Here is a 26247-nt window from a genome sequence, read left to right on the forward strand (position 1 = left end):
TCGCCGAACGCGGCTGGTGACGTAGGTAATCCCGCTCTTCCGACACCACTGTGGGCCGGTTCTGCTGTCGTGCAGCGGAACCGGCCCACAGTTGTCGTTCAGCCCAGCAGTTCGGGAAGCTTCGCCGCGCTCTCCAGGATGTGCGTGTGGGGCTCCGGGCGCAGCGTCGCCGCGTCGTGCGCGCCGGTCAGGACACCCACCACGTACCGCGCCCCGGCGTTCGTCCCCGCCCGGAGATCGTTCGGGGTGTCACCACCCACCAGCACTTCGTCGACGCTCTGCACTCCGGCGAGTTCCATGGCGCGGAAGATGAGATAGGGCGACGGCCTGCTCATCCGCACCTGGTCGCTCGTGATCACACCGTCGATGTCCCGCCCGATCTCCCACCCGACCTGATCCAGCAGCGGTTCCGCGATCTGGCGTGAATAGCCGGTCTGGAGAACGATTTTGATGCCGCGCTGCCGCAGCACACCGAAGGCGTCGTGAACCCCGGGCAGTGCGGTGGGCGGCGTCTTCCGGTACGCAGCCAGAAGCATTGCGGTGAAATCGGATTCGACGGCGTCCAGAACATTCTTCTCGGCCGGCACGCCGCTCTCCCGCAGCAGTCCCTCGATGGCCTGCCGCTTGCCCGTGCCCTTCCACCGGTCGAACCGATCGTCCGGAATCGGCTCGCCGAGGTGCTTCTCGACGGTGTCGCGCAACGCGACGTACACGGCGCCGCCTTCGTCGACGCTCGTTCCGGCAATGTCCAAGGTGACCAGGGAAACCCCGTGTTCGGTCATGGATGTGACTCCTCACTGTTGAGCCACTGGCAGGTGATGCTGTCAGTGGGCGATCATCGACAGCACGTCGGCAATGACGTCGCTGTTGGTACCGCACGACAGATCGAGCGTCCGGCAGCGGTCGTAGTACGGGCTCAGATCCAGCCCGACTCCCAGTCCGTACACCTCGACGGCCCGCTCGTCCTCGTGTCGCTCGACCACGTCCTGCAGGTGGTGGTCCAGGTAGAACTCGTCGTTGGCCAGCGCGGTGGCGCCGTCCAGGGGGCTTCCGTCCGAGATCACGAACAGGAGCCTCCGGCCCTGGGTGCCCCGCATCCGGGAGCACGCCCAGTCGACGGCCTCACCGTCGACGCCCTCTTTGAACAGGTCGTTCTTCAGCAGTCCCGCGATCGCGGGACGGGCTCGGCGCCAGGTAGTCTCGGCGTCCTTGAACACCAGCTGCCGGACCTCGTTGAGGCGTCCCGGGTTGCGCGGACGGCCGGACCGGAGCCAGTCTCGGCGGGCTCGTCCCCCGTTCCAAGCGGCGGTCGTGAAACCCAGGATCTCGCACCGGGCGTCGGCCAGTTCGAGTGCCCGGGCGAACACGTCGACCAGGACCGCAACCGGTTCGCCGAACTCCTTCATCGAACCGGAGCAGTCGATGAGGAAGGTCACGGTCGTGTCGGTCTGCGGCTCGGTGCGTTCGGCCCGGAAGAGTCTGCGCTCGGTGGGCGAGGTGACGAGCTGGGCGAGCCGGCGACCGTCGAGGTATCCCTCTTCCCGGCCGCCTTCCCATCCGTCGGGGACCGGTTTCGAGAGCAGGGCCTTCAGCTGCCGTCCGAGTTTCCGGACGTTGAGGTGCTGCAGGTCGATGCCGAGATCGAGCCGTCGGCGGTACTCCTGGAGCAGCTCGGGCCGGACGAGGGACGCGATCTGTCGTGTCTCGTCGTAGGCGCGGGTGAACACGCGGTATCCGTCTCCGCCCTCCCCCAGCGCGCGACTGCGCCCCGACACCGCGGTCTGGAAGGCCTCGTCGTCGTCGGGTTCGAAGTCGAACAGGAGGGAGAACGCCGCCCGGCCGTCGCTCCGGTCGTCGGCCGAGACGTCCGTGTCGGTGGGTGACTCCAGGTGACGGCCGATCAGCTCCGCGACTGCCTGTGCGTGGACCCCGAAGTCGTTCTGCGAAAAACGGGTTCGACGCAGCCACGGGAGGTGGCCGCCGAGAACGGAGGCGAGAGCGAACCGGGTCGATTCGATCAGGTCCTCGGTGGCCTCGGGTATCGGCTCGGCGGTGATCCGGGCCCGGCACATCTGCGTCACCGTGAACAGCAGCATCCCGTGCACGGTCTCGGTCAGCCCGGACGCCACGTAGTCCTGTGACCACTGCGTGAAGCGGTGCGAGAGGTTGGCGCGCACGCCACCCCATGCGTCGGCGGCCAGCGACTCGACGCGGAACTGTTCCAGGATCTCGAAGATCAGCCGATCCGCGGTGCCGTCCGGGCACAGGCTGCGATGCAGGACGGGGTCGGTGTGGAGGAGACGCGACGCCATGCCGTCCGCCGCGCCGCGGAAGGACGCGAAGTCGGCACCGTCGAACGACGGGTGCAGGTGCGGGGCGGGCATCGGCACGCGCCGATGTCCGCGGTGGAGTTCCGGTCCGCGAAAGTGCAACTCACTCTGCCCCGCGAGAGCACGGATCGTGCCGGCACAGAGTTCGTGAACCTCCTGCTGACGGCGGACCGACGCGGGGCGCACGGGCAGTTCTGTCATCATTGCCTGCTCAGGCCGTGCTCGTCGCGAGCATCGCCGACCGCTCCAGTTCCGAGTCGAAGCATCGCTGGAAGTACTCGGCGACGACGGGCCGCTCGGCCTCGTCGCACTTGTTGACGAACGACAGCCGGAATGCGAGTGCCGGGTCGTGGAAGATCTCGATGTTCTCGGCCCAGGTGATCACCGTGCGCGGCGACATCAGCGTCGACAGGTCGCCGACTCGAAACCCACTCCGGGTCAGGTCGGCCACGGCCACCATCGACCCGATCAGCTCCCGGCTCAGTGACGGCACCCGCGCGGCCACGATCTCGATTTCCTGTTCCGCGGGGAGGTGATCGAGCGTCGCGACGATGTTCCAGCGATCGATCTGCGCGTGATTGAGCCGCTGCACGCCGTGATACAACCCGTTGAGATTGCCCAGGCCGACGGTGTTGGCCGTGGCGAACAACCGGAAGGCCGGATGCGGAGTCAGGACCCTGTTCTGGTCGAGCAGGGTGAGTTTCCCGTCACGTTCGAGGAGACGCTGGATCACGAACATGACATCGGGGCGGCCGGCGTCGTATTCGTCGAGGATGAGGGCGACGGGTCGCTGCAATGCCCAGGGCAGGATGCCTTCCTGGAATTCGGTGACCTGCTTGCCGTCTCGCAGGACCACCGCGTCCCGGCCTATCAGGTCCAGCCGGCTGAGATGCCCGTCGAGGTTGACCCGCACACACGGCCAGTTGAGCCGCGCCGCGACCTGCTCGATGTGCGTGGACTTGCCGGTGCCGTGCAGACCCTGCACCATCACCCGGCGGTTGCGGTCGAACCCGGCGAGCAGGGCCGTCGTCACCGCGTGATCGAACCGGTACGCGGGGTCGATGTCGGGGACGTGGTCGACGGGTTCGCGGAAGGCGCGCACCGTCAGGTCGGTGTCGATTCCGAACAGCTCGCGTGCGGACAGCACGTGGCTGGGTGCCGCAGTGGTCATTTCGGGCATACGCCCTCCTTCAGTTCAGGTCTGGCGAACCGTCGTCCGTGACCTCGTTCTCGATCTCACCGATGGCGTCGGCCGCCCGCCGCAACGCGGGCAGAAGCTTGAGCGCCTTGTCGGGGGTGAGTCGCATGACCGGGGCCTGGACTGCGATGCAGAGGTTGGAATTGCCTGTGGCACAGGGGACGAGCACCGCAGCGCATACGAGGCCGGGAAGGAACTCTTCGTCGTCGATGGCGTAACCGTCACGGCGGACCTGCTTGAGTTCGGTCTCGATCAGCTCGACGTCGGTGACCGTCTTGGTGGTGTACCTCTCGAGCGGCATCCGCGCGAGAAGTCGCCGTCGCTGGGCAGGGCTCAGCTGCGACAGGATCATCTTGCCGCTGGCCGAGCAGTGTGCGGGCACCCGCGATCCCGCATGGAGTGTAAAGCGAAGGGGCTCGGAGGTTTCCACGCGGTCGAGATACACCACTTCGCTACCCGACAGGGTGGTCACGTTGCAGCTCTCGCCGAGTTCCGCGACGAGGTTTCGGAGGATGGCGTGTCGTGCGCCGTGGTGGGTGTCGTTGAGCAGCAGGTTTTCGGCGAAGCGTCGCAGGCGCACGCCGGTGCCGTAATGCCTGCCGTTGTTCTGCCGGGTGAGGAGTCCGGCGCCCTCGAGTTGCTGGAGCATGCGGTGCAGGGTCGGCTTGGCCATGCCCGTCTCTTCGACGAGCCCCTGCAACGTGAACAGCTGGTCCTTGGACGCGATCATCTCGAGCAGTGCGAACAGGCGGAGCGTCGGTGTGTCTCCGGGTAGCTCCGTAGTCGGGTGTCCGTTCGACTCGTCGATCCGGTGAATCTCACCCACGGTTCCTCCTTGGCCGAAACGGCGACGCATTCGCATCGTGTATCGAAAAATCATACATCTCGTTCCAGTTTTAGGAACATTCATTGACGAAGTGTGTGACGTGGCCTACTGTCGTTGCAGATCACAAAATCACGAACGAAACGTTCCGATTTTTGACATTCTCTGCCGGTTCCGGCGCGCCCCTGAAGGAGGATCACACATGAGCAAGAAGAAGAACGGTGCCGATCGCACCGCTGTCTCCGGTGTACAGAAGATGACACCGTCGGAGGCGTTCGTCGAGACGATGGTCGCCAACGGCGTCACCGACATGTTCGGCATCATGGGATCCGCCTTCATGGATGCGATGGACATCTTCGCTCCCGCCGGGATTCGACTCGTCCCGGTCGTGCACGAGCAGGGCGCGGGGCACATGGCCGACGGGTATGCCCGGGTCAGCGGGCGGCACGGCATGGTGATCGGGCAGAACGGTCCGGGTATCAGCAACTGCGTCACCGCGATTGCCGCAGCGTTCTGGGCGCACAGCCCCGTCGTCATCGTCACTCCCGAGGCCGGCACCATGGGAACGGGCCTGGGCGGCTTCCAGGAAGCCAACCAGTTGCCGATGTTCCAGGAGTTCACCAAGTACCAGGGGCACGTCAACAACCCGAAGCGCATGGCCGAGTTCACCGGCCGCTGCTTCGACCGCGCGATGTCCGAGATGGGCCCGACGCAGCTGAACATTCCGCGCGACTACTTCTACGGTGAGATCGAGACGGAGATCCCGCAGCCCACCCGCCTCGACCGCGGTCCCGGTGGCGAGACGAGCCTGAACGAGGCGGCGGAACTGCTGGCGCAGGCCGAGTTCCCGGTCATCGTGTCCGGCGGCGGCGTGGTGATGGCCGACGGTGTCGAGGAGTGCAAGGCACTCGCCGAGCGTCTCGGCGCCCCCGTCGTCAACAGCTACCTGCACAACGACTCGTTCCCCGCCAGCCACCCGCTGTGGACCGGACCGCTCGGCTACCAGGGTTCCAAGGCCGCGATGAAGCTGATCAGCCAGGCGGACGTGGTGCTCGCCCTCGGTACTCGCCTCGGCCCCTTCGGGACGCTCCCGCAGCACGGCATGGACTACTGGCCGAAGAATGCCAAGATCATCCAGATCGACGCCGACCACAAGATGCTCGGCCTGGTCAAGAAGATCTCCGTCGGAATCTGCGGTGACGCGAAGGCCGCTGCCGTCGCGCTCACCGAGCGGCTCGAGGGCAAGGCCCTCGTCTGCGATGGCAACCGCGCGGCACGCGGCGAGAAGATCGACGCCGAGAAGGCCGCGTGGGAGAAGGAACTCGACGAATGGACGCACGAGCGCGATGCGTTCAGCCTCGACATGATCGCCGAACAGGAAGGCGAGGACGGCAACTGGCTGCACCCGCGTCAGGTGCTGCGCGAGCTGGAGAAGGCGATGCCGGAAGACGTGATGGTGTCCACGGACATCGGCAACATCAACTCCGTCGCCAACAGCTACCTGCGCTTCGAGAAGCCGCGCAGCTTCCTTGCCCCGATGAGCTTCGGTAACTGCGGTTACGCCCTGCCGACCGTCATCGGCGCGAAGGCGGCGGCACCGGAACGGCCCGCCATCGCCTACGCAGGCGATGGCGCCTGGGGCATGAGCCTGGGCGAGATCATGACGGCTGTCCGGCACGACATCCCGGTCACCGCCGTCGTCTTCCACAACCGGCAGTGGGGTGCGGAGAAGAAGAACCAGGTCGACTTCTACAACCGCCGCTTCGTCGCCGGTGAGCTCGAGAGCGAGTCCTTCGCCGGTATCGCACAGGCGATGGGCGCCGAGGGCATCGTCGTGGACAAGCTCGAGGAGGTCGGTCCCGCACTGCAGCGCGCGGTCGCCGCACAGATGAACGAGGGCAAGACGACGGTCATCGAGATCATGTGCACCCGCGAACTCGGCGACCCCTTCCGCCGCGACGCGCTGTCGAAGCCGGTTCGCCTGCTCGACAAGTACAAGGACTACGTGTAGTCCGCTCCCTGCGAGCACGTGGCCCCCGGCGCAGACGCCGGGGGCCACGACCCGTGCGTTCCTGGTACCGACGATTCGACGGGGTCTGGACCTGTCGGTTCGCCGCCACGACCCCCACACTTCTGACGGAGACAACGGCGAACGAAAGCGGTGCAACAGGGTATGGCGGCAACGGTGTGGGATCTGTCGTTGCCTGCCCTCCTCTTCGCGCTCGGCGTGGTGGTGGCCGGCGGTGTCGTCCGCGGTTTCGGTGGGTTCGGTGGCGCGATGGTGTGGGTCGCGGGACTCGTCGTCCTCCTCCCGCCGACGTCGGTGATCCCGACCGTGTTCGTTCTCGAGGTCGTCGCGAGCGCGGCGATGCTGCCCCAGGTGTGGCGGCAGGTGCACTGGAAGTCGTTGCGCTGGTTGTTCGCCGGCACCCTGATCGGTATGCCGCTGGGGATGTGGGCGCTCACACAGCTGTCCGGTGACCTGGTGCGCGTGCTGCTGGGAGTCGCGATCATCGGCTCCGCCGTCGCCATGGCCGCCGTCCCCGACCGGCAGTCGCTACCCGGCCCCGGGGTGACCACCGTGACGGGAGTGGCATCCGGTCTCCTCAACGGCGGCTTCGCCCTCGGTGGCCCGCCCGCCGTCCTGATGTACTTCTCCGCGTCCACCCACGTGGCGGCCGGGCGCGCCTCGCTCGTGGTGTTCTTCCTCGTCATCGACGCGTTCGGCGCCGCGGGGTCGGCTGCCGGTGGTCTCCTCACCGTGCCCGTCCTCGCACAGATCGCCCTGTTCACACCGCTCTGCATGTTCGGCGCCGCCGCGGGGAAATGGCTGTTCGACCGCACCACCGCCCAGCAGGTCCGTCAACGGGTGCTGTGGCTACTCGGCCTCCTCGGCGCCGCCGTCCTCGTGCAGGTGGCGTTGCGGTAGCCCGAGGCCCCGCTCTCGATAGACCGAGGCGGGGCCACAGCAGCTTTGGTGTCAGGTCGGGGATACTTGCGACATGGCGGCGTTGTCAGGGTATGAACTGCCGTCCTGGTCCTCCGTGTAGATGTCCCGGCCGCGGATTGCGAGCGTGCACAGCGTGCTGACCGCGCCCACCGCAACGATGTATCCCATGATCAGTGAGAGTCCTCCGCTCGCCGAGCCGAGGAGGGATGCGAGCACGAGCGGCGTCAGACCGGATGCGACGATTCCCGACAGCTGGTAGACGACGGAGATTCCGCTGTAGCGGACTCGGGTGGGGAAGAGTTCCGCGAACAGCGAGGACTCGGGGGCGTAGACGATCGGATAGAGGACGCCGAGGACCAGCACGATCGTGATGACGATGACAGCGGTGTCTCCGGTGCCGATGAGCACGAAAGCGGGATAGGCTGCAGCCGTGAGAATCACGCTGCCCGCCGCGAACACGTGTCTGCGGTCGTACCGGTCGGCGACCTTTCCGAAGACGGGAATGAAGACGATCATGGTCGCGGCCGCCGCCATCACTGCCAGAAGCAGGGTTTGACGGCTGAGGTGCAGCGTGCCGGTGCCGTAGGCGATCGCAAATACCGCCCACGTATTGAAGGCCACACCCTCGGCCCATCGACTGCCCATTCCCAGCACCATGTTTCGCCGTGACTGCGGGCTCTTGATCAGTTCCAGGGCAGGCACGGTGGCCTTCTCCTCCACCGTCTCGAGCTTGCGGAAGGCCGGGGTCTCCATGACCTTGAGGCGGATGAACAGGCCGACCGCCACCAGGATCGCGCTGAGCATGAAGGCGATCCGCCAACCCCAGTCCAGGAAGGCGGCCTCGGACAGGGTCGAGTTGAGTGCCGCGAAGACACCCGTGCCCAACATCAGGCCGATTGCGAGACCGATCTGCGGCAGGCTTCCGTAGAACCCGCGCTTGCCGCGGGGTGCGTATTCGACGGCCATCAGGACTGCCCCACCCCATTCGCCGCCGATTGCGACTCCTTGTGCGAGCCGGAGCACCACCAGCAGAATCGGCGCGGCGATTCCGATCGTCGCGTACGTGGGGACCAGTCCGATCAGGCAGGTCGCCACACCCATGATCATCATGGTCGCGACCAGGGTCTTCTTCCGGCCGATGCGGTCGCCGATGTGACCGAAGATCAGACCGCCGAACGGCCGGGCCATGAATCCGATCGCGAACGTGGCGAACGCGAGCAATGTGCCGACGATCGGATCCGAACTCGGGAAGAACAGCTTGTCGAACACCAGGCCGGCGGCGATGCCGTAGAGGAAGAAGTCGTACCACTCCACAGTCGTTCCGACGATGCTCGAGGCTACGACGGTACGGATCTCGGACTTCGACGGTCCCTGGTCGGTGTCTCGCGGAGAAGTCACAACGACTCCCGGAATATGTGGGTGAGGGCGTTCCTCGTGACCGGTCGGGGCACGACCGCCAGCTGACGCGTCTGCTTCATCGTGCCATCCACCAGCGTAGCCAGGTGCTCTTCCCCGTAGCCGAAGCTTCGCAATCCCGAGGGCATTTCGATGTCGGCCATCAGCTCGCTCAGTACGTGCGCGAGCGCGTCCGCTCCATCGGTGGCCGTGAACGTCCGGCCGGAGAGGAGCTCGGCGGCCCGCAGGTGCCTGCCGGGGTCGCTCGGGTAGGTCCATCGGAAAACTGCCGCGGCAGTGGCGGATACGGCCTGCCCGTGCGGCACCATGGGCATTCGAGGATAGCCCTCGGCCTGGTAGTTCTCGACGGCGCCGGCGACCGGGTACGCATTGGCGTGGGGCAGGTGGGTACCCGCGTTGCCGAACCCTGTTCCGGCGGAGGTCGAGGCCAGCGCCATCTGGTACCGAGCTTCCAGGTCCCGCCCGTTCATCACCGCGCGTCGCAGGTACTTCCCCACCAACGACAGGGCCTGCTCGCACCAGGTGTCACTGATGGGGTTGGAACCGCAGAAGGCGGGGCGCTTCATCGGGTCTTCGGGCGCAGGTTTGGCGTCGAACCGGACGCTGGTGTAGCTCTCGAGCGCGTGAGAGAGCACATCCATCCCGCTCGCAGCGGTGACCTGAGAGGGCAGCGTGACGGTGGTCAGGGGATCGACTATTGCGAGCGTCGGTCGCAACTTGGGATGACTGACCCCGGCCTTCAAGTGCAGGCCGAGGAAGTCGATGACGCAGATCGTCGTCGATTCCGATCCGGTGCCCGCGGTGGTCGGTATGGCAATCAGGGGTTTGAGGGGAAGCCACGGCGCCTTACCTCCCCCGATGGGCGGGGTCACGTAGTCGAGCAGTTCCCCGGGGTGAGTGGTGAGTAGGTTGACAGCCTTCGCGGTGTCGATCGCGGAACCTCCGCCGACTGCGATGTAGGAGTCCCACTCCCGTTCACGGGCGAAAGAGACGGCCTCCTCGATGCTCTGATCTGTGGGTTCCACTGCGACGCCGTCGAATACGTCCGACTTGATTCCTGCGGCGATCAGCTGATCGCGGATGCGGTCGGGGATCCCGGTGTTTCGAACGCCCGGGTCGGTGATCACCAAACAGGATTCCGATCCCAGTGCGGACAGCTCGGCGCCGACCTCGTCCAAAGCGCCGATACCGAATTTCAATGGGGGTGCCGCCCAGGTGAAGACGCTCTCGTTCTCGTTCGATCGGTACATCGTTGAGACTCCTTCGCTGTCACAATGTAGGGATAGTCCCCACACTGTGAACCGACGATAGGCCAGCAACGTGGATATGTGAAGTGCCTCACAAGAAGAATTCGAGGGATCCAGTACATAGCGGATCGCGACGCTACGGAACGGCGGCCGCACCAAACGCCCGGGCCGTGGGAGGTCCTCGGGTCAGTGAGACATCGCCCGGTTGACCGGGACGAATTGGGATACTTCCTTCGCCGCCTGGACAATGCGGTCTCCGAGCGTCCGTACCCTCGACTTGGGCATTCGGACGGTGGGGACCTGAATCACCAGCGCTGCCTGCGCGTTCCCGTCCGCGTCCAGAATGGGTGCGCCTACGCAACGCACACCCTCGACGTTCTCCTGCTCGTCGATGCTGTACCCGCGGACCCGGATCTCCCGGAGTTGCTCCGAGAGTTCACGGGGAGTACTCAAGCTGTGCGGAGTGACCTTGGCGAGCGTGGCCGGAAGCGACTCGACGTACGTCTCGGCGTGTGGCGAGAACGCCAGGATCGCCTTGCCCGAAGCCGTCGTGTACAGGGGAAACCGGGCGCCCGTGTGCTGCTCGAACCGCAACGGGAGCGTCGACTGCACCCGCATCATCACCACCGATTCCGGCCCCTGACGGATGGAAAGGTTCACGGATTCCTGGGTCTCGGAATTGAGCTGCTCCAGGATGGGTAGCGCCTTGTCCATGCCGAACCCGCGCTGGGCGGCCTGGCCGAGCAGTACCGTTCCACTGCCGAGGTAGTAGCTGTCGGACATCGGATTCCGCGCTACGAGACCCTCGGCGATCAGGGCCCGGATGAGTCTGTTGGCCGTACCGGACGACAACTGGAGTTCTGCCGCGATAGCACTGCCGGTGAGTTCGTCGGGTGAAGATGCGAGCAACTTGAGCACGGCCAGCGCACGTCCGACGGATTGTGTGCCCGCAGGCAGTTCTTCGCTCACCACGCAATCCCATCTTCGTCCGACCTGCCGGCGAGTCGATGTTACCCGCTCGGCCGATGACCGAGGCGCAGATCTTGTCGCAGTTCGGGCCGGTAGACCGCTATTCCCCCGCGGTGTCGGAGGGCGTGTCGCCCGAATCACGCTGGAACAGACTCAGACTCGACACCGACCGCTGCAGGCCGTCGAGAGTCCGGGGATCCCAGCCGGTCAGCTGTTGCCAGCGGTCGAGCCGGTAGGTGATCGAGTTCGCATGCAGGTGGATGTCCCGCCCGGCCGCGCTGATGGAGAACTCGTTGCGGGCGAACGCCAATACCGCCTCGACGAGGTGCGGATGGTCCGCGGCGACGGCGACACCCGGCTCCAGCAGCGTGGCGAGCTCGTCGCGATGATCCGCCAGGGTGGCGGCAACCCATTCGTCGGCGAAGCGGACCACCTCACCGGTAGGCGAGGCCAGATGCAGGACCCGGCGCGCGTCCGTGATGCTCATCGCCGCGCCGGCCAGGCCGGGGCGCCCCAATCCGACTCCGACCGTGGTCCCCGGGTGACCGAGCCGGACCTCGCGGATGATGTCGTCGACCGGTGCGCGCTGGCTCAGGGCGATGATGACGGTGCCGTGCCCGCTGCATTGAGTGGTGCCCGGGATCGTGTCCAGGGTGCGTTGCAGCCGTTCGAGCTGCGCTTCCGACCACTCCTCCGCGGCGACGCACACCGCTTGGAACTCGTGCTGCGCGGTGAAACCCAGCGCCTCAGCCAGCTCGCGCACATCGCGGTGGTCGCCGTCGACCGACCGCACGAGGGCCTCGAAGAACCGGTATCGCACCCCCGCGCGGATGGCCTGTTCGCTTCGGGTCGCATCGGTGTGTCCGACGGCGACCGCGCTGGTGGCGGTGTGGACGAGGTCCCACATCATGCCGCCTGCGCGCAGCAGGTCGGTTGTCGGCTCGGCGGCTGTGGCCACCATCGTGTTCCACAATTCGCGGGACGCGATGTGGTACGTCTCGATGACGTCGGACAGTGGCAATCCCTGCATTGCCCGGCGCCGCCCGAGCTGACGCGAACGCTCGAGGACGTCGTCGGCGAGAGGCTCGCTCTCCGCGAGGGCGCGCAACGTCGCCGCGAGCTGCCGACTGATGTATCCGCGCTGCTCGTCGATCGGTACGGCGGCGTACGACTGCAATTCGGCACGGATCTGACCCACCGCTCGGTCGGTTACCGATTCGATCTCCTCCGAGACCTGCCGGCACAGCCGTTGGATCGTGTCTTCACCCACGGACTCGGGCACCCTCTCCCTCGTTTTTCGCACTCCCGTGAAATTCACGAACCGCCTCGACGTTTTCCGGGATTCGCCCATGGCCCGAGAGGAGTGATTCAGACCACACTAGTGCCAGAGTGCACGTCGACCGGCACCGGACCCAACCCGCGACGCCGGTGGACGCAGTCGGAATAGGAGACAAAACAATCATGTCCAACGAGGCAAAAAGCGCCTTACTCGCGATAGGTGTCCCGTTCGCCGGAGTTCTGGGCGGCATCGTCGCCCTGTCCGGATCCACGGCCACGGTCTTCGGAGTCCCCATCCTGTTCGCGTGGTTGTTCCTGTGGATGCCGCTCACCTCGCTGTGCCTCCATCTCGCCTGGAAGCTCTTCGACCGCAAGGACTTCGAAGCTGCCGAGCGCGCCGAATCGGCCGCTACGAGCGCTCGGATGGGAGACCAGTCATGACCGCGGCCTTCTTCACCCTCGTGCTCGTCCTCGCCCTCGGGGCAGGCGTGCTGTCGCGGCGCGGCAGCAAGAAGGAGATCTCCGACTACCTGGTGGGTGGCCGGTCGTTCGGTCCGCTGCTGGTCTTCATCCTGGGGGCGGGCGAGGCGTACAGCATCGGCACCCTGATCGGGTTCCCCGGCGGCGTGTACGCGCACGGGGCGAGCTACGGCGTCTGGTTCATCGGGTACATCCTGCTGGCCTACCCGATCGGATACTTCTTCGCGCCCTACCTCTGGCGCGCGGGCAAGAGATACGGCGCCATGACCCTGCCCGATGTGGCCGGGCGCCACTTCCGGTCGCGTGGGCTGGAATTGACGATCGCCATCGCTTCGGTCGTATTCCTCATCCCGTGGGGCCAGCTTCAGCTCGCCGGACTGCAGATCGCACTGACCGGTCTGGGTATTTCCATCGACCCCACCGTCGCGGTCTTCGCAGGCGCAGCCCTCGCGCTGCTGTTCCTCATGCTGTCCGGGGTGCGCGCCCCCGCGTTCGTGTCGTACGTCAAGGACACCGCCCTGTTGCTCGGCGCCGTCCTGATCGGACTGGCGGCGGTGATCGAGACCGGTGGCACCGAGAAACTGTTCGCCGCGGCGGCAGCCAGTGGTGGCGGCTCGGCCTCACACTCCACGGTCACCGGGTCGTCACTGACGTTCGTCCTGACGACGATCGTGTTCCAATCGGTCGGGTTCTTCATCTTCCCGATCATCGTGCAGGCCGTGCTCGCGGCGAAGTCCGAGGCGACGATCAAGCGGGTCGCCAAGTTCAATCCCCTGTACATGCTCATGTACCCGTTCCTCGTCGCTGCCGCTTTCGGGGCGATCACGCTGCTGCCCACGAAGCTCGAGGGCACGGAATCCGACCAGGTGCTCCTGCAGTTGTCGCGACAACTGTTGCCCGACTGGCTGACCGGAGTCGTCGCAGGCGGCGCGGCCCTCTGCGCGATCGTGGTGCTGTGCGGCGCGGCCCTCGGAATCGGCGCGATCGTGTCGCGCAACATCATTCCCGGGATCCCGGAATCGCGCCAACGGGTCTGGGTGCGCGGCGTCGTCGTGGCGTACCTCGGGATCTCGCTCCTGCTCACCCTCGCGACACCTCAGCTCCTGCTCACCCTGGTCAACACGGCGTACTACGGCGTCACCCAGGCCGCGGTGGTCTTCGCGACGATGGTCTTCGGATGGAAACTGCGCCCCGCTGCCCTCGCCATGGGCGTGGTGCTCGGCGACGTCGTGGTGCTGTGGCTGTATCTCGACAAGCACGGCCCGGTGTCCGTCTGGCTCGCCGAGCACGGTGTCAATCTCGGCGCGGCCGCCCTGGTCCTCAACATCCTCTTCGTGGTGTCGACGCGGGTGTTCTGGCCACCCACCGATCCCGTTCGCGGCCTTCGCGCCGACGGCCGAACGTCCGGCACCGCCGCGGGATCCGTGGCCGCACGCAGCGAAGTGGGTGCCTGATGTCCAGGACACTGCTCACCGCCGATTCGATCCACACCCAGGACCCGTCGTCGCCGACTGTCGAGGCGCTGGTCATCGACGGAGCCGACGTGATCGCCACCGGCACCAGGAAGGACATGGCGGATCGCGCCGGAGTCGGCGCCCGCCGCCTCGACCTGCCCGGGGCCACGGTGATCCCGGGTCTCATCGAATCGCACATCCACCCCACCTACGCCGGCCTCACCGACGGCTGGGCGGACTGCCGGACACCCCCGTGCCGGTCGATCGCCGACATCCAGCAGGCGTTGCGTGCCTCGGCCGCCGGCAGCGGATGGATCAGGGGGTGGGGTTACGACGATACCCAGATCGCCGAGGGGCGGCATCCGACCCGGACGGATCTCGACGCCGTCAGCACCGACCGTCCGGTCATCGTCCTGCACATCTGCGGGCACTTCGCCGTCGCCAACACCGCCGCACTCGCGGCCGCAGGCATCGACGAATCCACGGTGCCGGTGGACGACCCGCTCTTCCCTCGCGGCGCCGACGGTCGACTGACCGGGATGGCGTGGGAAATCGATGCGGTGGCGAGGCTCACCGCGGCGGTTCCCGCGCTGACCGAGCAGGAGGTCAACGGCGCCTTGCTTCGCAGCCTGCTGTCGGCGCGGTCGCGGGGCATCACCACGATCCACGATCTCGGGGTGGGTCTCTCGGCCGGCGAGCAGGAGCTGACCGCCTACCGCTCGCTGGACGCGTCGGGTGAGCTGCCGGTGCACGTCGTCGGGTTCCTGCGCGGTGACATGGCGCTCGAGGCCCTCGACGACCGGGGAGTCACGTTCGAGCACGCACCGGCGGCCGGCGCACGCTTCCGGCTGGCCGGCGCGAAGTTCTGGGCCGACGGATCGATCCAGGGGCTGTCCGCCGCACTCCGCACGCCGTACGCATGCGACCCCAGCCATCACGGCGACCTGCTCTACCCTCAGGCGCAGCTCGACGAGATGATCCTGCGGGTGCATCGTGCGGGTGGCCAGGTCGCCGTGCACGCCAACGGCGACGCGGCGGTCGGTGCCGCAATCACCTCGCTGAGGAGGGCGCAAGCCACCGACGGACGGGTGGGACGGCACCGCATCGAACACTGCCAGGTGAGCGCACCGAGCGACCTGGCCGCGATCCGGGAAGCCGAACTCGGGGTGAGTTTCTTCGTCAACCACGTCTTCTACTGGGGCGACCGCCACCGCGACCGGTTCCTCGGTGCCGAGCGTGCCGCCGAGATGGATCCCCTCGCCTGCGCCGACGAGCTGGGGCTGCGATTCGGACTGCATTCGGACTGCCCGATCACCCCGATGGATCCGCTGGCGACCATCAGGACCGCGGTCACCAGGATGACGAGGGGCGGCACCGTGCTCGGCGGAAACCAGCGGATCGGAGTGGATCGCGCGATCCGGGCCATGACCATCGACAGCGCGTACCTGGTCCACGACGAGACCCGTGTCGGCACCTTGACGGCCGGCCGTCGTGCGGACCTGGTGGCGCTCGACGGCAGCCTCGGGGATCTCGCGGACGGCACCACCGAAATCCCCCGTCCCACAATGGTCATGATCGACGGAGAGTCGGCGGACATCGCGTCGTAACCACCGGCGATGGCAGCGCTCGAGCGCTGCCATCGCCGGCGGTTCAGGAGGTCGATATCGGTGACGTGGATTCTGATTGCGCTCGGATTGGCGCGGTGCTGGTTTTGTTCTCGAGGGTGAGTGCGGCGACGAGCGATATTGCTGCGGCTGTCGTGATGTAGGCGGCCGGGATGACGGTGTTTCCGGTGGTTTGGACGAGCGCTTGGAGGACCAGGGGGGTGGAGCCGCCCATGAGGGAGATGATGACGCTGATGCCCATGGATACGCCGTTCGCAGTCCGCTCAGATCGGTCGACGGCGAACCCGATAGCGCAGGTGAAGCACCCGGTTGCCCTGAATCACCTCGTCAGGATCCTCCAATAGGTGCTGCGCGTGGACCGACCCGAAGTAGCGCTTGCCGGACCCGAACACGACGGGTACGACGTCCATGCGCACCTCGTCGATCAGGCCCGCGGCAAGCACCTGGCCACCGACGTCGCCAGCGGCGACCTCGACGATGCGGTCACCCGCAAGTTCCTGCGCCTTGGCCACGGCTGCCTCGACGCCGTCGACGAAGTGAAACGGCGCCTCGGGGTCCCAGCCCTCGGGTTCCGGCCGGTGCGTCACGACGACCACGTGGTCGATCCCGCTCGGAGGCTTTCCGTCCCAGCCGTCCGTCATGTCGAAGACGTGGCGGCCGACGAGTGTCGCCCCGATCTGGTCCCAGTACGGCCGGGTGTAGTCGTAGGACGTCTGCGACACCTTCACCTCGCCGCTCTCGTCCAACGGGACGTCACCGCTGGTCAACCAGTCGAACAGCGGTCCGGGCTGGTCGTGCTCGTCCGCGATGAAGCCGTCCACCGACACCGAGCTGTACATGACCACCTTGCCCATGGGGCTCTCCTCTACGTAGGGGTGCCCCAAATTTAGCGTGTCGCGTGGGGATTCCCGCCGGCATCACGTTCGCGGATCCGCCTGCGGCTCAAGGACAGCAGTCCTCAGCGGTGAGTTTCGCCGACCCAGGAAGGATGTCTTCCATTGGTGTCGCACACCCAGGTCCGGGAATCGTCACTGTCGAGGTTGGCGGTGTCGGTGAGCCAGTAGGTGTCGTCGGGCGCCCATCCCGCGATGACACTCGCGCTGTCGGCGTCGACGGCGATCGCGGTGCCCGCCGCGGCGAGGTATCCCGCCACGGTGAGATGGACGCCCTCATACAGTTCGGAGAGCCGCGGCCAGTCGGGAATGACCCATCGTCCTGATCGTCCGGTGGTGCGGTACCAATCGTGTCGTTTCTGCGCGGTGACCTCGACGGGAAACTGTCTGCACAGTTCCGCCCACGCCTGCGCACCGTCGACCTCGTACACGCGAGCGCCGGCGGGGATGTTCATTCGTCGCGTGATGGCGCGCTCCCATCCCATGCTGTCCTCGACGAACCACAAACCGGCCGGGGTCCCGTCTAACAGCCGCCGGGACGAACACCGTGTGGGTGGAGTCGACCACCACCAGCCGGACCAGTTCGCCGACGGATCCGCCGGACGATCGCGTTCTGCTCGCACTTCCTCCGCGGCAGTCCGATCACGGTAGTCACGTAACAGTTCTGCGGTAGTGGAGTCAATGCGATCCGTACCGTCCTCGCTCCAGCCCACCGACCACTGATCGGTCGCAGCGGGCGTCGTCCACCACTTCGCATGCGGGGATCGTGCGATGTGCTCGGCGACCCGTCGAAGCTCACGGCGCACCGGTTCGGCGGCGACGAGGATGTCTTCACCGTCCGGGTCCTGCCAGTAGCGCGCCGCGTCCACCGCGTCGGCGAGAGCCGAACGGAGTGCAACCGCGGTCACCTCGGGAAGCGGCACCTGGGACAGGCGGTGCGCCGCATCGTCTGCGGTGAGGACGGTCCGCCGAGCCTCTTCGGCGCCGGGCCCGAACAGCACGCGTGCGCCTTCGCGACCGGACTCGAGGTGATACGACGCCAGAAATACGGCGTGATCGAACAAGTCACTGCGGAACTCGGAGTGCAGAGTTCGTTCGGCGTCTCTCGCGTAGGCGAGCAGCATCCGACGCCCACGTGGGCCGGCCAACAAGGCTTCTGCGGTAGTCATGTGCTGACCACCCTAGAGCCCCCGAGCCGACGCGCCTCCAAATATGTCGACCGCGGGCCGCGGGCCGTGGGCCACTGCGGCTGCGAGGAAGCCGGCCGAACAGGCCGCCGCCTGGGCGGCAGTATGCGCGCAGGCGCGGGTGTTGTCGGGGTCTACCTGCCAAAGCGGAAACTCGCCTGGCACGCCTGGCCGAGAAGTGCGATGCCTTCTTCGATGGACCGCAGGGGGATCGCGCCGTAGCCGATGCGGAAGTGGTTGCGGGGCGGGACCGGCTGCGTGAAGAAGATGTCGCCCCGTTCGATGAGCACACCGCGGGCTTCCGCCTCGCGCACGAGCACCCGGCAGTCGAGGTTCTCCGGTCCGGTCATCCACAAGCTGACGCCACCGGGCGGATAGGGTTCCTGCGGCCACGGGAGATACTTGTCGACGGCCGCACACAGACGCTCCCATTTGTGTTTCATCTGGGTGCGGTGATGGCGCAGCGCGCGGTGGTACTCCCCACTGTCGATGAGCATGGCCAGGGCCCGTTGCTGGTGACCCGGTGGATGACGGAGCACGTACCGTCGGGCCTTCCGCAGTTCGCGCACCAGGTCCGCAGGTCCGACGAGGTAGCCCAGACGCAGACCGGGGGCCAGGAATTTCGAGAACGTGCCGAGGTACACGGCGTCGCCGCTGGAATCGAGCGCTTTCAGCGCCGGGCTGGGGCTGCCGTGATAGCGGAACTCGCTGTCGTAGTCGTCCTCCACGATCACCGTGCCGGACTCCGCGGCGAGCTGCAGCAGACGCTGACGACGGTCGATGCCGAGCGTCGCGTTGGTCGGATGGTGATGGCTCGGTGTCAGATACATCAGGTCCGTGCCGCGCAGCGTCTCCGGCGGGCGCAGGCCGTGGTCGTCGACGTCGATGCCGTACACCTGGGCGCCGGTGCGCAGGAAGATGTGTCGCGCATCGAGATAGCCGGGATTCTCGATGGCAACCCGATGTTCGGGTCCGAGCAGCACCCGGCCGACGAGATCCAGGCCCTGCTGGGAACCGACGGTCACGAGAACCTCGTCCGCGCTCGCCTCGATGCCGCGGGAGGGCAGCAGATGCTGGCGGATCATGTCGATCAGCATCGGGTCGTCCGCACCGACGCTGTCCTGGAGGCTCGCGTAGGCGTGCGGTTGATACAGCGCGTCGCGGAGACAGCGCACCCACGCGCGGGCGGGGAAGCTGCGGATGTCGATCTGCCCGGCCAGGAACGGGTACGGATAGCTGTGCCAGTCGACGTTCTTCTCGATGTGCGGGACGTCGGCGTCGGGGTAGCGCCGGATGCGGGACGACCAGTCGATGCGCGGGATGGTCGCGCGGGCGTCCGTTGCGAGCGTCTCGATCATGTCGGGATTCACGAACATGCCCGAGCGCTGGTGGCTTTGAACGAGTCCCTCGGCGATCAGTTCCTGATACGCCAGGTTGATCGTGTTCCGGGAGATCGCGAGATCGACCGCGAGTTCACGCGAACTCGGAAGGCGGTGTCGTGGATCGAACAGCCCGTTGGCGATGCCGTGTTCGATCGCCCGTCGAACCTGTCGGTAGAGCGGTTCGGCGGAATTGCGGTCGACCTCGATCAGTGTTCTCGGCACGCATCGCCTCCTGTGGATCCAAGAGTGGCCAGAGGTAGGCCGACCCGGCACGCCGAGAAGTTCTCGAACGAGCACTTCTCAGTATGCCGGGCCGGCGGCGAAATCAAACCAGGTTGAGCGCGTCGTCGACGCTGACCGACTCGATCCCGAGTGCCTCACCGACGGCATCGTTCGTCAGGCGCCCGGCGACGGTGCTGACACCGGCGCGGAGTGCGGCATTCTCCCTGGCCGCGCGGGCGAGGCCCTTCTCGGCGATCTGCAGGGTGTACGGCAAGGTCACGTTGGTGAGTGCGTACGTCGACGTGTGGGGCACCGCTCCCGGCATGTTCGCCACGCAGTAGAACACCGAGTCGTGGACCTTGAACGTGGGCTCCGCGTGGGTGGTGGGACGCGAATCCTCGAAGCAACCGCCCTGGTCGATCGCGATGTCGACGAGGACGCTGCCCGGCTTCATCCGTGAGACCAGCGAGTTCGAGATGATCTTCGGTGCCTTGGCGCCCGGGACGAGCACGGCACCGATGACGAGGTCGGCCTGCATGACTTCCTGCTCGATCGAGTAGGCGTTCGCGGCGAGGGTGCGAATCCGGCCCTGGTACATCCGGTCGGCGGCGCGCAGCTTGTCGACGTTCTTGTCGAACAGGACGACGTCGGCCCAGGTGCCTGCGGCGACGGCGACGGCGTTCATACCCGATACGCCCGCACCGATCACGACGACGCGAGCCGGCAGCACACCGGACACGCCGCCGATCAGTACGCCTCGGCCACCTTCCGGTCGCATGAGTGCCTGCGCACCGACGAGCGGTGCGAGCCGGCCGGCGACCTCACTCATCGGGAACAGCAGGGGCAGCGAACCGTCGGGAAGCTGAACGGTCTCGTACGCAACGGAATTGGTGCCGGCGGCGAGCAATGCCCGGGTGCACTCTTCACCCGCAGCGAGGTGCAGGTAGGTGAACAACGTGAGGTCCGAACGCATCCGGTGGTATTCCTCGGCGATGGGCTCCTTGACCTTGAGCAGCAGTTCCGCGCTCTGCCACACCGCGTCGGCGGAGTCGAGGATCTTCGCGCCGGCGGCACCGTAGGCGTCGTCACCGATCGACGAGCCCTCCCCCGCACCGCGTTCCACGAACACGTCGTGCCCGTGGGCGACCATTTCGTGGACACCGGCGGGAGTGGCCGCCACCCGGTACTCGTGGTTCTTGACTTCCTTGGGGATACCGATCCTCATCTGAGACCTCCGTTAGCTGGGGCTGTTCGCCGCTCCGACCACATGTCGTGGTGCCCGAGCGATTCGATACCGAAGTCTGGATCACTCTGGCATGGGACCAGAAGGACCAGTTGAGCGCCTTCTACGGGGACCAGACTGGACCCATCGAATACCGCTCTTCTGGCCCTGACCTGCGGTCTGCCTCGTCGGTATGTTGTGGATCACAGCCATTCGACAACGAAGGAGATGGTCGTGGACGTCACCGAATTGCGAGCACGGGCCCGCCGGCACCTCGGACCTCATTTCACCCGTAAGGACACCTGGGAAAGCGACTTTCCGGTGTTCGTTCGCGGCGAGGGAAGCTATCTGATCGACACCGAGGGGGACCGTTTCCTCGACGGTCTGGCAGGCCTGTTCTGCGTGAACATCGGTCACGGCCGCGACGACATCGCCAAGGCGGCGAGCGAGCAGATCGGAACGCTGGCGTACGCCTCCAACTGGGGCAGCGCCCACATTCCCGCGATCGAGGCGTCCGCGCTCATCGCCGACCTGGCGCCCGGTGATCTCGGGACGACCTTCTTCGTCAACTCGGGTTCGGAGGCCGTGGAGACGGCCGTCAAGTTCGCCCGGCAGTACCACCGCAGCCAGGGCAACCCGCAGCGCACCAAGATCATCAGCCGCGAGATGGCGTATCACGGAACCACTCTCGGCGCCCTCTCGGTGACACAGCTGCCCAAGATCAAAGACCCGTTCGGACCGCTGCTGCCCGGGGTCCGCTCCGTACCCAACACCCTCGGTTACCTCGGCGACTGCGGCCCGGCGAACGAGCTCGACTGCATCGCCGCGATCGAAGCCGTCATCGAGGAAGAGGGCGCCGAGACCATCGCCGCCGTGTTCGCCGAGCCGGTTCAGAACGGGCGCGGCGCCCTCGTCCCGCCGGACGGATACTGGGCCGCGCTGCGCGCGCTGTGCGACAAGCACGGGATCCTGCTGGTCTCCGACGAGGTGATCTGCTCGTTCGGCCGCCTCGGACACTGGTTCGGGCACGGGCTGACCGGTGTGGTTCCCGACATGATCACGTTCGCGAAGGGCTCCACGTCCGGATACGCGCCGCTCGGCGGCCTGATCGTGCGTGAGCAGCTGGTTCGCGAGCTCTACGACTCCCCCAAGGGCGGCGTGTTCACGCACGGCGCGACGTGGGGCGGACACCCGGTGTCGACGGCGGTGGCGGTCGCGAACATCACCGCGATGCGCGACGAGAACGTGCTGGGCAACGTGTCCGCGCGCGGACCGAAGTTGCGGTCGGCACTCGACTCGCTGATGAGCGCGCACCGCTGCGTCAAGGACGTGCGCGGCACCGGATTCTTCTACGCGATCGAATTGATGGCCGACAGCGACAGCGGCCGCGAATTCACCGAGCAGGAGTCTCTGACGGTGTTGCGCAAGGTGCTTCCGGAGGCGTTCGCCCGCACGAAGGTGATCCTCCGCGGCGACGACCGCGGTGCCACGATGCTGATGATCTCGCCGCCACTCGTCGCCGACGACGAGGTGCTCTCGGAACTGCTCCACGGAATCGACAGCATGCTCACCGACATCGAAAAGGCAATCCAGCCGTAGGGAACGATACGTTCCCCGTTCCAGCGGGTGGCGGTCGTCGAGATCGACGACCGTCACCCCTCTACGTAGTGATGGGAGAGCGAGGCCATGGCCCCGGGCGTCACCGCTGTACCACCCACCGACGCTGCACGACTGAATGATTCGTCGCTGATCGACCACTGGACCGCCACGCTGCGTGGGGAGAATCGCGTCGTCGGTCTCGCGGACGGAGAAGACGAACGCGCGATCCGTGCCGCCCACCATCTGCACCACAAATGTGTCGTTTCCCCGCGGCTGTTCGGGCGGCGGGACGTCATCCGGCGCATCGCCGAGGCCGCGGGTATCCCCCTGACCGAGGAACTCGTCGTCGACCTCGCCGAGGCGGCTGCCGACCCCGCGATCCGCGACGCCGTCGAATCGGGGTTCGCCAAATACCCCGACCGGGTCGAGTCTGCGCTGTCCGACCCGGTGTGCCTCGCCGCGGCGGCACTGCGCGCCGGAGTGGTCGATGCCTGCGTCGCGGGTGCGAGTAGGCCGACGTCCGACGTGCTGCGGGCCGGGCTGCGCATCGTCGGTCTCGCGCCGGGTTCGAGCATCCTGTCGAGCTCGTTTCTGATGTTGCTGTCGGACGGCAGGCAGTTGACGTTCTCCGACTGCGCCGTCGTACCCGACCCCACGGTCGAGGAACTGGTCGACATCGCGCTGGCTGCCAGCGCCACCCACTTTCAGCTCACCGAGCAGACTCCGATCGCGGCGATGCTGTCGTTCAGCACCCAGGGCAGTGCCAGCCACCCGCGGGTGGAGAAGGTCCGCGAGGCCGCGGACCTGGTGCGCGTCCGGGACCCACAATTGCACGTGGACGGTGACCTGCAATTCGATGCCGCGCTGGTCGCCGAGATCGGCGCATCCAAGGCGCCCGGTTCGCGGGTCGCCGGCCGCGCCAATGTGCTGGTCTTCCCCAATCTCGACGCCGGCAACATCGGGTACAAAATTGCCCAGCGGCTCGGGGGTGCAATAGCCTTGGGTCCCATCCTGCAAGGCTTGGCCGCACCGTGGAACGACCTGTCCCGAGGATGCACCGGCAGTGACATCGAACTGATGGCTCTGGTGAGCGCAGTCCAATCCCTGGCCACCTGAACTTCACACCTGCACGGGAACGTGCCGCCCGATCGAGAAGGGAGTCGCGATGACGATGCTCCTCATCGGTGCCCTGTGCATCGGCATCGCGTCCGTCATCGGCGGCGCCACCGGGTTCGGGACGGCACTGATCGCGACACCGGTGATGTTGATGGTCGGATTCGCCGTTCCCGAAGTGGTATTCGTCAATCTGGTGGCAGGACTGATCACGCGGATCGGCGCGGCATATCAGTTGCGGGAACACATCAGCTGGGGGCGGGTGGCACTGCTCGGTGGCGGTAGCCTGCCCGGCGCCTGGCTGGGCGCGGTCACTCTCGGTCTGATGCCGGAGCAGTATCTGAAGCCGGCAGCGGGAGCCGTGGTGATGCTGTGCGGGCTCGCGATGGCACTGCCCACCCGCGCGGACGCCACGCGTGTGCCCTCCACGACCGCGCACGTCCTCACCGGATCGGTCGGTGGCTACCTCGGAACGACGACGTCGCTCAACGGACCGCCACCGGTCCTGTTGCTCATGCGAGCCCGGTTGCCACCGATGGCGTTCATTGCCGATCTCGCAGGCTATTTCATCGTCGCGAACGTCATGGCTCTCGCTGTCCTGTGGTTCCACGACGAGATCACGGAGTCGATGTTCTGGCCGCGCCTCCCGGTGTTCGTCATCGCCGCGCTGATCGGCAACGTCACCGGGCTCGCGATCGCCCGCCGACTGCCGCCGGGGGTGTTTCGTTCCGCGGTCATCGTGCTGGTGATCGCCGCCGGTGCGGCGACCTGCCTTCTCGGATGACAGCCGCTCAGGGCTCGGCACCGACCCGTCGGACCAGACGCACCAGTTCGCCCGCGGGACCGTCGAGCTGACGCGCGCCCCGCCACACGGCCCGCAGCACCCTGTCGAGCTCGAGGCCGTCGACGTCGATCACCTTCAGTTCTCCGGCGCCGACCTGCTCCGCCACCGCGAGGGTACTCATCACCGCGGGGCCGACTCCGGCCAGCACGCTGGTGCGAATCGCGGCGGCGCTGCCCAGCTCGAGAAGCGGTGCCGCCCGGTCGTATTCCTGTAGTGCCACGTCGAGGGTGGTTCGCGTGCCGGATCCCGGCTCGCGGACCAGGAGCGGTGTCAGCGCCAACTCGGCGACGGTCAGCGCCTTCCGTCGCCGCGCCCACGGGTGGGTGGGATGAACGACGACGACCAAGCGGTCACGCGCCACAGTGAGACTCTTCAACGGTCGCGGCACCGTCGGCGATTCGACGAACCCGACGTCGCAGATCCTGCTGTTGATCCGCTCGAACACCTGAGTCGAGTTGTGCACCTGCAGGTGAATGGTCACGTCGGAGTGCAAGCGGCGAAACTGCCCCAGCCATCCCGGCATCAGGTGTTCCGCGACCGTCATGCTCGCACCCACCGTCAACTCGGCGGCGCGTTCCGCGCGCAGTCCCTCGGCCACGTCGAGCAGCCGGCGCGTATCGGAGAGCACCCGGCGTGCCCAGTGCGCGATCACGGTTCCCTGCGGTGTCAGTATCGAGCCCGTCGGGCTGCGCTGCAGCAGTGTCATGCCGAACTGACGCTCGAGTTGCTTGATGGCGCGACTGGCATTCGGCTGCGCCATTCCGGCGAGTCTGGCGGCAGCGCTGAGGCTTCCGTGGTCGTCGACGCCGACGAGCAACTCGAGAACGGGGAACTCGGGCCATCTGCGGGACATGCATCGAGTATATGACCCTGGCGCAAGACATATCACGTTGATATGTGTTCATGTCGAGATGACGGCTACCGGAGACGGCCGCGGTGACGGACCGTGAATCCATGAGTAGTCAACTGAGCGAGAAGTCCGAGGAACAGCGCGTCGAGAGCCCGGCAACGCTGCCGCGACTGCAGACCGCCACGGCCACTCTCCTGCCGGGTCTGGGGCTGTGCGCCGTCGCCACCGCCGTCGCCATGGGTGTCGGCCGGTTCCTTCCGACGGTGAGCCCGCTGCTCATCGCCATCGTGCTCGGCGCCGTGCTGTCGAACGTCGTGCACCTGCCCGAACGCCTGCGCCCGGGCCTGCAGTTCTCCGCCAAGAAGCTGTTGCGGGTGGGCATCGCCCTCCTCGGACTCCAGTTGATGCTGAGCGACATTCTCGGACTGGGCTGGGGCGTCATCGTCGTGGTGGTGTCGATCGTCTGTCTGGGCATCGTGGGAACGATGTTCGTGGGCAAGCTGCTCGGACTCAGCTGGACCCAGCGACTGCTCATCGCCTGCGGATTCTCGATCTGCGGCGCGGCCGCGGTGGCGGCGGTGGACGGTGTCGTGGACGCCGACGAGGAAGAGGTGATCACCGCGGTCGCGCTCGTCGTCATCTTCGGCACGCTCATGATCCCGGCGATCCCACTGCTGTCGCGGGCGCTGGGACTCTCCGACACCGACGCCGGCCTGTGGGCGGGCGGATCCATCCACGAGGTCGCCCAGGTGGTCGCCGCGGGCGGCGCGATCGGTGGTGCCGCATTGGGCGTGGCCGCGGTGGTCAAACTCGCCCGCGTCCTCATGCTCGCCCCGGTCATGGCCGTCCTCAGCGTGCGCCAGCGCAGGCTCGCCGGCACCGACGCCGACGTGAAGCGGCCGCCGCTCGTCCCGCTCTTCGTCCTCGCCTTCCTCGCCTGCGTCGGCCTGCGGTCGTCGGGCCTGCTGCCCACCGGCCTGCTCGCCGAGGCCAAGATCGTGCAGACCGCCCTCCTCACCGCCGCGATGTTCGCCCTCGGCGCCGGCGTCCAGATCGCCACGATCAAGAAGGTCGGCGCACGACCCTTCGTGCTCGCAGGCATCTCCACCGTCTGGGTCGCGTCGATCGCCCTGGTCGGTGTCCTGCTCGCGGGGTGATACCGCTA

At 66.8% G+C, this 26247-nt stretch carries 23 protein-coding genes; 9 read left to right on the plus strand and 14 right to left on the minus strand.

Features of this window, described 5'->3' with window-relative positions:
- Positions 1-98 precede the first annotated feature (98 nt).
- From AZG88_RS42460 to AZG88_RS42475, 4 genes are read right to left on the minus strand one after another with little or no spacing between them, the layout of a single operon-like run.
- Positions 99-782 carry a phosphonatase-like hydrolase gene (locus AZG88_RS42460; protein ID WP_061043639.1) on the minus strand — a complete coding sequence of 228 codons (684 nt, stop codon included), beginning with the start codon at positions 780-782 and terminating at the stop codon, positions 99-101.
- A gap of 42 nt (positions 783-824) precedes the next feature.
- Positions 825-2531 (minus strand): cobaltochelatase CobT-related protein, encoded by a 1707-nt coding sequence (locus AZG88_RS42465; protein ID WP_061043681.1) that lies wholly within the window; start codon positions 2529-2531, stop codon positions 825-827.
- Between the two features lie 10 nt (positions 2532-2541).
- Positions 2542-3510, minus strand: coding sequence for an AAA family ATPase (locus tag AZG88_RS42470; protein ID WP_061043640.1), 969 nt, complete (start codon positions 3508-3510; stop codon positions 2542-2544).
- Between the two features lie 10 nt (positions 3511-3520).
- Positions 3521-4354, minus strand: a complete 834-nt coding sequence (locus AZG88_RS42475; RefSeq protein ID WP_005265605.1) for an IclR family transcriptional regulator — start codon at positions 4352-4354, stop codon at positions 3521-3523.
- 199 nt (positions 4355-4553) lie between these two features.
- On the opposite strand from AZG88_RS42475, the gene xsc reads away from it, so the two are divergent.
- Both xsc and AZG88_RS42485 read left to right on the plus strand, forming a co-directional pair.
- Complete coding sequence (xsc, locus tag AZG88_RS42480; protein ID WP_005249200.1) at positions 4554-6362, plus strand: sulfoacetaldehyde acetyltransferase; 1809 nt, start codon at positions 4554-4556, stop codon at positions 6360-6362.
- A gap of 162 nt (positions 6363-6524) precedes the next feature.
- Complete coding sequence (locus AZG88_RS42485; protein WP_061043641.1) at positions 6525-7280, plus strand: sulfite exporter TauE/SafE family protein; 756 nt, start codon at positions 6525-6527, stop codon at positions 7278-7280.
- Positions 7281-7331: 51 nt separating this feature from the next.
- Here AZG88_RS42485 and AZG88_RS42490 read toward each other — a convergent pair whose 3' ends face one another.
- The 4 genes from AZG88_RS42490 to AZG88_RS42505 form a co-directional block, all read right to left on the minus strand.
- On the minus strand, positions 7332-8699 hold the full coding sequence (locus AZG88_RS42490) for an MFS transporter (protein ID WP_061043642.1): 1368 nt from the start codon (positions 8697-8699) through the stop codon (positions 7332-7334).
- A complete protein-coding gene (locus AZG88_RS42495) occupies positions 8696-9967 on the minus strand; it encodes a hydroxyacid-oxoacid transhydrogenase (protein WP_025433620.1) in 1272 nt (423 codons plus the stop codon). The genes AZG88_RS42490 and AZG88_RS42495 overlap by 4 nt, the downstream gene beginning before the upstream one ends.
- Before the next feature lie 183 nt (positions 9968-10150).
- Positions 10151-10933, minus strand: a complete 783-nt coding sequence (locus tag AZG88_RS42500) for an IclR family transcriptional regulator (RefSeq protein WP_143548699.1) — start codon at positions 10931-10933, stop codon at positions 10151-10153.
- A gap of 100 nt (positions 10934-11033) precedes the next feature.
- Positions 11034-12215, minus strand: coding sequence for a PucR family transcriptional regulator (locus AZG88_RS42505; RefSeq protein ID WP_061043643.1), 1182 nt, complete (start codon positions 12213-12215; stop codon positions 11034-11036).
- A 179-nt stretch (positions 12216-12394) separates the two neighbouring features.
- Between AZG88_RS42505 and AZG88_RS42510 the strand changes: the two genes are divergently transcribed.
- The 3 genes from AZG88_RS42510 to AZG88_RS42520 are packed head-to-tail and all read left to right on the plus strand — an operon-like array spanning position 12395 to position 15752.
- Positions 12395-12652 carry a DUF3311 domain-containing protein gene (locus AZG88_RS42510; RefSeq protein WP_061043644.1) on the plus strand — a complete coding sequence of 86 codons (258 nt, stop codon included), beginning with the start codon at positions 12395-12397 and terminating at the stop codon, positions 12650-12652.
- Positions 12649-14145 (plus strand): sodium:solute symporter family protein, encoded by a 1497-nt coding sequence (locus tag AZG88_RS42515; protein ID WP_005249208.1) that lies wholly within the window; start codon positions 12649-12651, stop codon positions 14143-14145. Before AZG88_RS42510 ends, AZG88_RS42515 begins: the two co-directional genes overlap by 4 nt.
- A complete protein-coding gene (locus AZG88_RS42520) occupies positions 14145-15752 on the plus strand; it encodes an amidohydrolase (protein ID WP_025433619.1) in 1608 nt (535 codons plus the stop codon). Before AZG88_RS42515 ends, AZG88_RS42520 begins: the two co-directional genes overlap by 1 nt.
- Before the next feature lie 43 nt (positions 15753-15795).
- Here the strand turns inward: AZG88_RS42520 and AZG88_RS42525 are convergent, their stop codons facing one another.
- The 5 genes from AZG88_RS42525 to ald all read right to left on the minus strand — a co-directional run bounded on the left by AZG88_RS42525 (position 15796) and on the right by ald (position 20679).
- Positions 15796-16011 carry a hypothetical protein gene (locus AZG88_RS42525; protein WP_005249210.1) on the minus strand — a complete coding sequence of 72 codons (216 nt, stop codon included), beginning with the start codon at positions 16009-16011 and terminating at the stop codon, positions 15796-15798.
- A 22-nt stretch (positions 16012-16033) separates the two neighbouring features.
- Positions 16034-16624, minus strand: coding sequence for a dihydrofolate reductase family protein (locus AZG88_RS42530; RefSeq protein ID WP_061043645.1), 591 nt, complete (start codon positions 16622-16624; stop codon positions 16034-16036).
- A gap of 104 nt (positions 16625-16728) precedes the next feature.
- A complete protein-coding gene (locus tag AZG88_RS42535; RefSeq protein WP_231914399.1) occupies positions 16729-17832 on the minus strand; it encodes a hypothetical protein in 1104 nt (367 codons plus the stop codon).
- Between the two features lie 152 nt (positions 17833-17984).
- Positions 17985-19454, minus strand: coding sequence for a MocR-like pyridoxine biosynthesis transcription factor PdxR (gene pdxR, locus AZG88_RS42540; RefSeq protein WP_061043647.1), 1470 nt, complete (start codon positions 19452-19454; stop codon positions 17985-17987).
- Between the two features lie 103 nt (positions 19455-19557).
- The gene (gene ald, locus AZG88_RS42545; protein ID WP_005249214.1) at positions 19558-20679 is read right to left on the minus strand and encodes an alanine dehydrogenase; all 1122 of its coding nucleotides are present in this window, start codon (positions 20677-20679) and stop codon (positions 19558-19560) included.
- 225 nt (positions 20680-20904) lie between these two features.
- Here ald and AZG88_RS42550 point away from each other — a divergent pair, with 225 nt between their 5' ends.
- The 3 genes from AZG88_RS42550 to AZG88_RS42560 all read left to right on the plus strand — a co-directional run bounded on the left by AZG88_RS42550 (position 20905) and on the right by AZG88_RS42560 (position 24172).
- Entirely contained in the window at positions 20905-22275 is a 1371-nt protein-coding gene (locus tag AZG88_RS42550) for an aspartate aminotransferase family protein (RefSeq protein WP_179443263.1), read from the plus strand.
- Between the two features lie 87 nt (positions 22276-22362).
- Positions 22363-23391, plus strand: coding sequence for a phosphotransacetylase (locus tag AZG88_RS42555; RefSeq protein WP_061043648.1), 1029 nt, complete (start codon positions 22363-22365; stop codon positions 23389-23391).
- Between the two features lie 49 nt (positions 23392-23440).
- Entirely contained in the window at positions 23441-24172 is a 732-nt protein-coding gene (locus AZG88_RS42560) for a sulfite exporter TauE/SafE family protein (protein WP_005249218.1), read from the plus strand.
- 7 nt (positions 24173-24179) lie between these two features.
- Here AZG88_RS42560 and AZG88_RS42565 read toward each other — a convergent pair whose 3' ends face one another.
- A complete protein-coding gene (locus AZG88_RS42565) occupies positions 24180-25085 on the minus strand; it encodes a LysR family transcriptional regulator (protein ID WP_005249219.1) in 906 nt (301 codons plus the stop codon).
- Positions 25086-25186: 101 nt separating this feature from the next.
- On the opposite strand from AZG88_RS42565, the gene AZG88_RS42570 reads away from it, so the two are divergent.
- Positions 25187-26239 (plus strand): YeiH family protein, encoded by a 1053-nt coding sequence (locus tag AZG88_RS42570; RefSeq protein ID WP_061043683.1) that lies wholly within the window; start codon positions 25187-25189, stop codon positions 26237-26239.
- Positions 26240-26247: the final 8 nt, after the last annotated feature.

It is taken from the genome of Rhodococcus sp. LB1, assembly GCF_001583455.1.
In the GTDB taxonomy this organism is placed as follows: Bacteria; Actinomycetota; Actinomycetes; order Mycobacteriales; family Mycobacteriaceae; genus Rhodococcus_F; species Rhodococcus_F opacus.

Excerpts from the sequence above, each read along its gene's own strand:
- AZG88_RS42550 (WP_179443263.1), top strand. The coding sequence starts at position 20,905 with ATGGTCGTGGACGTCACCGAATTGCGAGCACGGGCCCGCCGGCACCTC.
- xsc (WP_005249200.1), top strand. The coding sequence starts at position 4,554 with ATGAGCAAGAAGAAGAACGGTGCCGATCGCACCGCTGTCTCCGGTGTA.
- AZG88_RS42520 (WP_025433619.1), top strand. The coding sequence starts at position 14,145 with ATGTCCAGGACACTGCTCACCGCCGATTCGATCCACACCCAGGACCCG.
- AZG88_RS42555 (WP_061043648.1), top strand. The coding sequence starts at position 22,363 with ATGGCCCCGGGCGTCACCGCTGTACCACCCACCGACGCTGCACGACTG.
- AZG88_RS42470 (WP_061043640.1), bottom strand. The coding sequence starts at position 3,510 with ATGCCCGAAATGACCACTGCGGCACCCAGCCACGTGCTGTCCGCACGC.
- AZG88_RS42495 (WP_025433620.1), bottom strand. The coding sequence starts at position 9,967 with ATGTACCGATCGAACGAGAACGAGAGCGTCTTCACCTGGGCGGCACCC.
- AZG88_RS42535 (WP_231914399.1), bottom strand. The coding sequence starts at position 17,832 with ATGACTACCGCAGAAGCCTTGTTGGCCGGCCCACGTGGGCGTCGGATG.
- AZG88_RS42560 (WP_005249218.1), top strand. The coding sequence starts at position 23,441 with ATGACGATGCTCCTCATCGGTGCCCTGTGCATCGGCATCGCGTCCGTC.
- AZG88_RS42460 (WP_061043639.1), bottom strand. The coding sequence starts at position 782 with ATGACCGAACACGGGGTTTCCCTGGTCACCTTGGACATTGCCGGAACG.
- ald (WP_005249214.1), bottom strand. The coding sequence starts at position 20,679 with ATGAGGATCGGTATCCCCAAGGAAGTCAAGAACCACGAGTACCGGGTG.
- AZG88_RS42515 (WP_005249208.1), top strand. The coding sequence starts at position 12,649 with ATGACCGCGGCCTTCTTCACCCTCGTGCTCGTCCTCGCCCTCGGGGCA.
- AZG88_RS42510 (WP_061043644.1), top strand. The coding sequence starts at position 12,395 with ATGTCCAACGAGGCAAAAAGCGCCTTACTCGCGATAGGTGTCCCGTTC.
- AZG88_RS42570 (WP_061043683.1), top strand. The coding sequence starts at position 25,187 with ATGAGTAGTCAACTGAGCGAGAAGTCCGAGGAACAGCGCGTCGAGAGC.
- AZG88_RS42530 (WP_061043645.1), bottom strand. The coding sequence starts at position 16,624 with ATGGGCAAGGTGGTCATGTACAGCTCGGTGTCGGTGGACGGCTTCATC.
- AZG88_RS42525 (WP_005249210.1), bottom strand. The coding sequence starts at position 16,011 with ATGGGCATCAGCGTCATCATCTCCCTCATGGGCGGCTCCACCCCCCTG.
- AZG88_RS42465 (WP_061043681.1), bottom strand. The coding sequence starts at position 2,531 with ATGACAGAACTGCCCGTGCGCCCCGCGTCGGTCCGCCGTCAGCAGGAG.
- AZG88_RS42565 (WP_005249219.1), bottom strand. The coding sequence starts at position 25,085 with ATGTCCCGCAGATGGCCCGAGTTCCCCGTTCTCGAGTTGCTCGTCGGC.
- AZG88_RS42485 (WP_061043641.1), top strand. The coding sequence starts at position 6,525 with ATGGCGGCAACGGTGTGGGATCTGTCGTTGCCTGCCCTCCTCTTCGCG.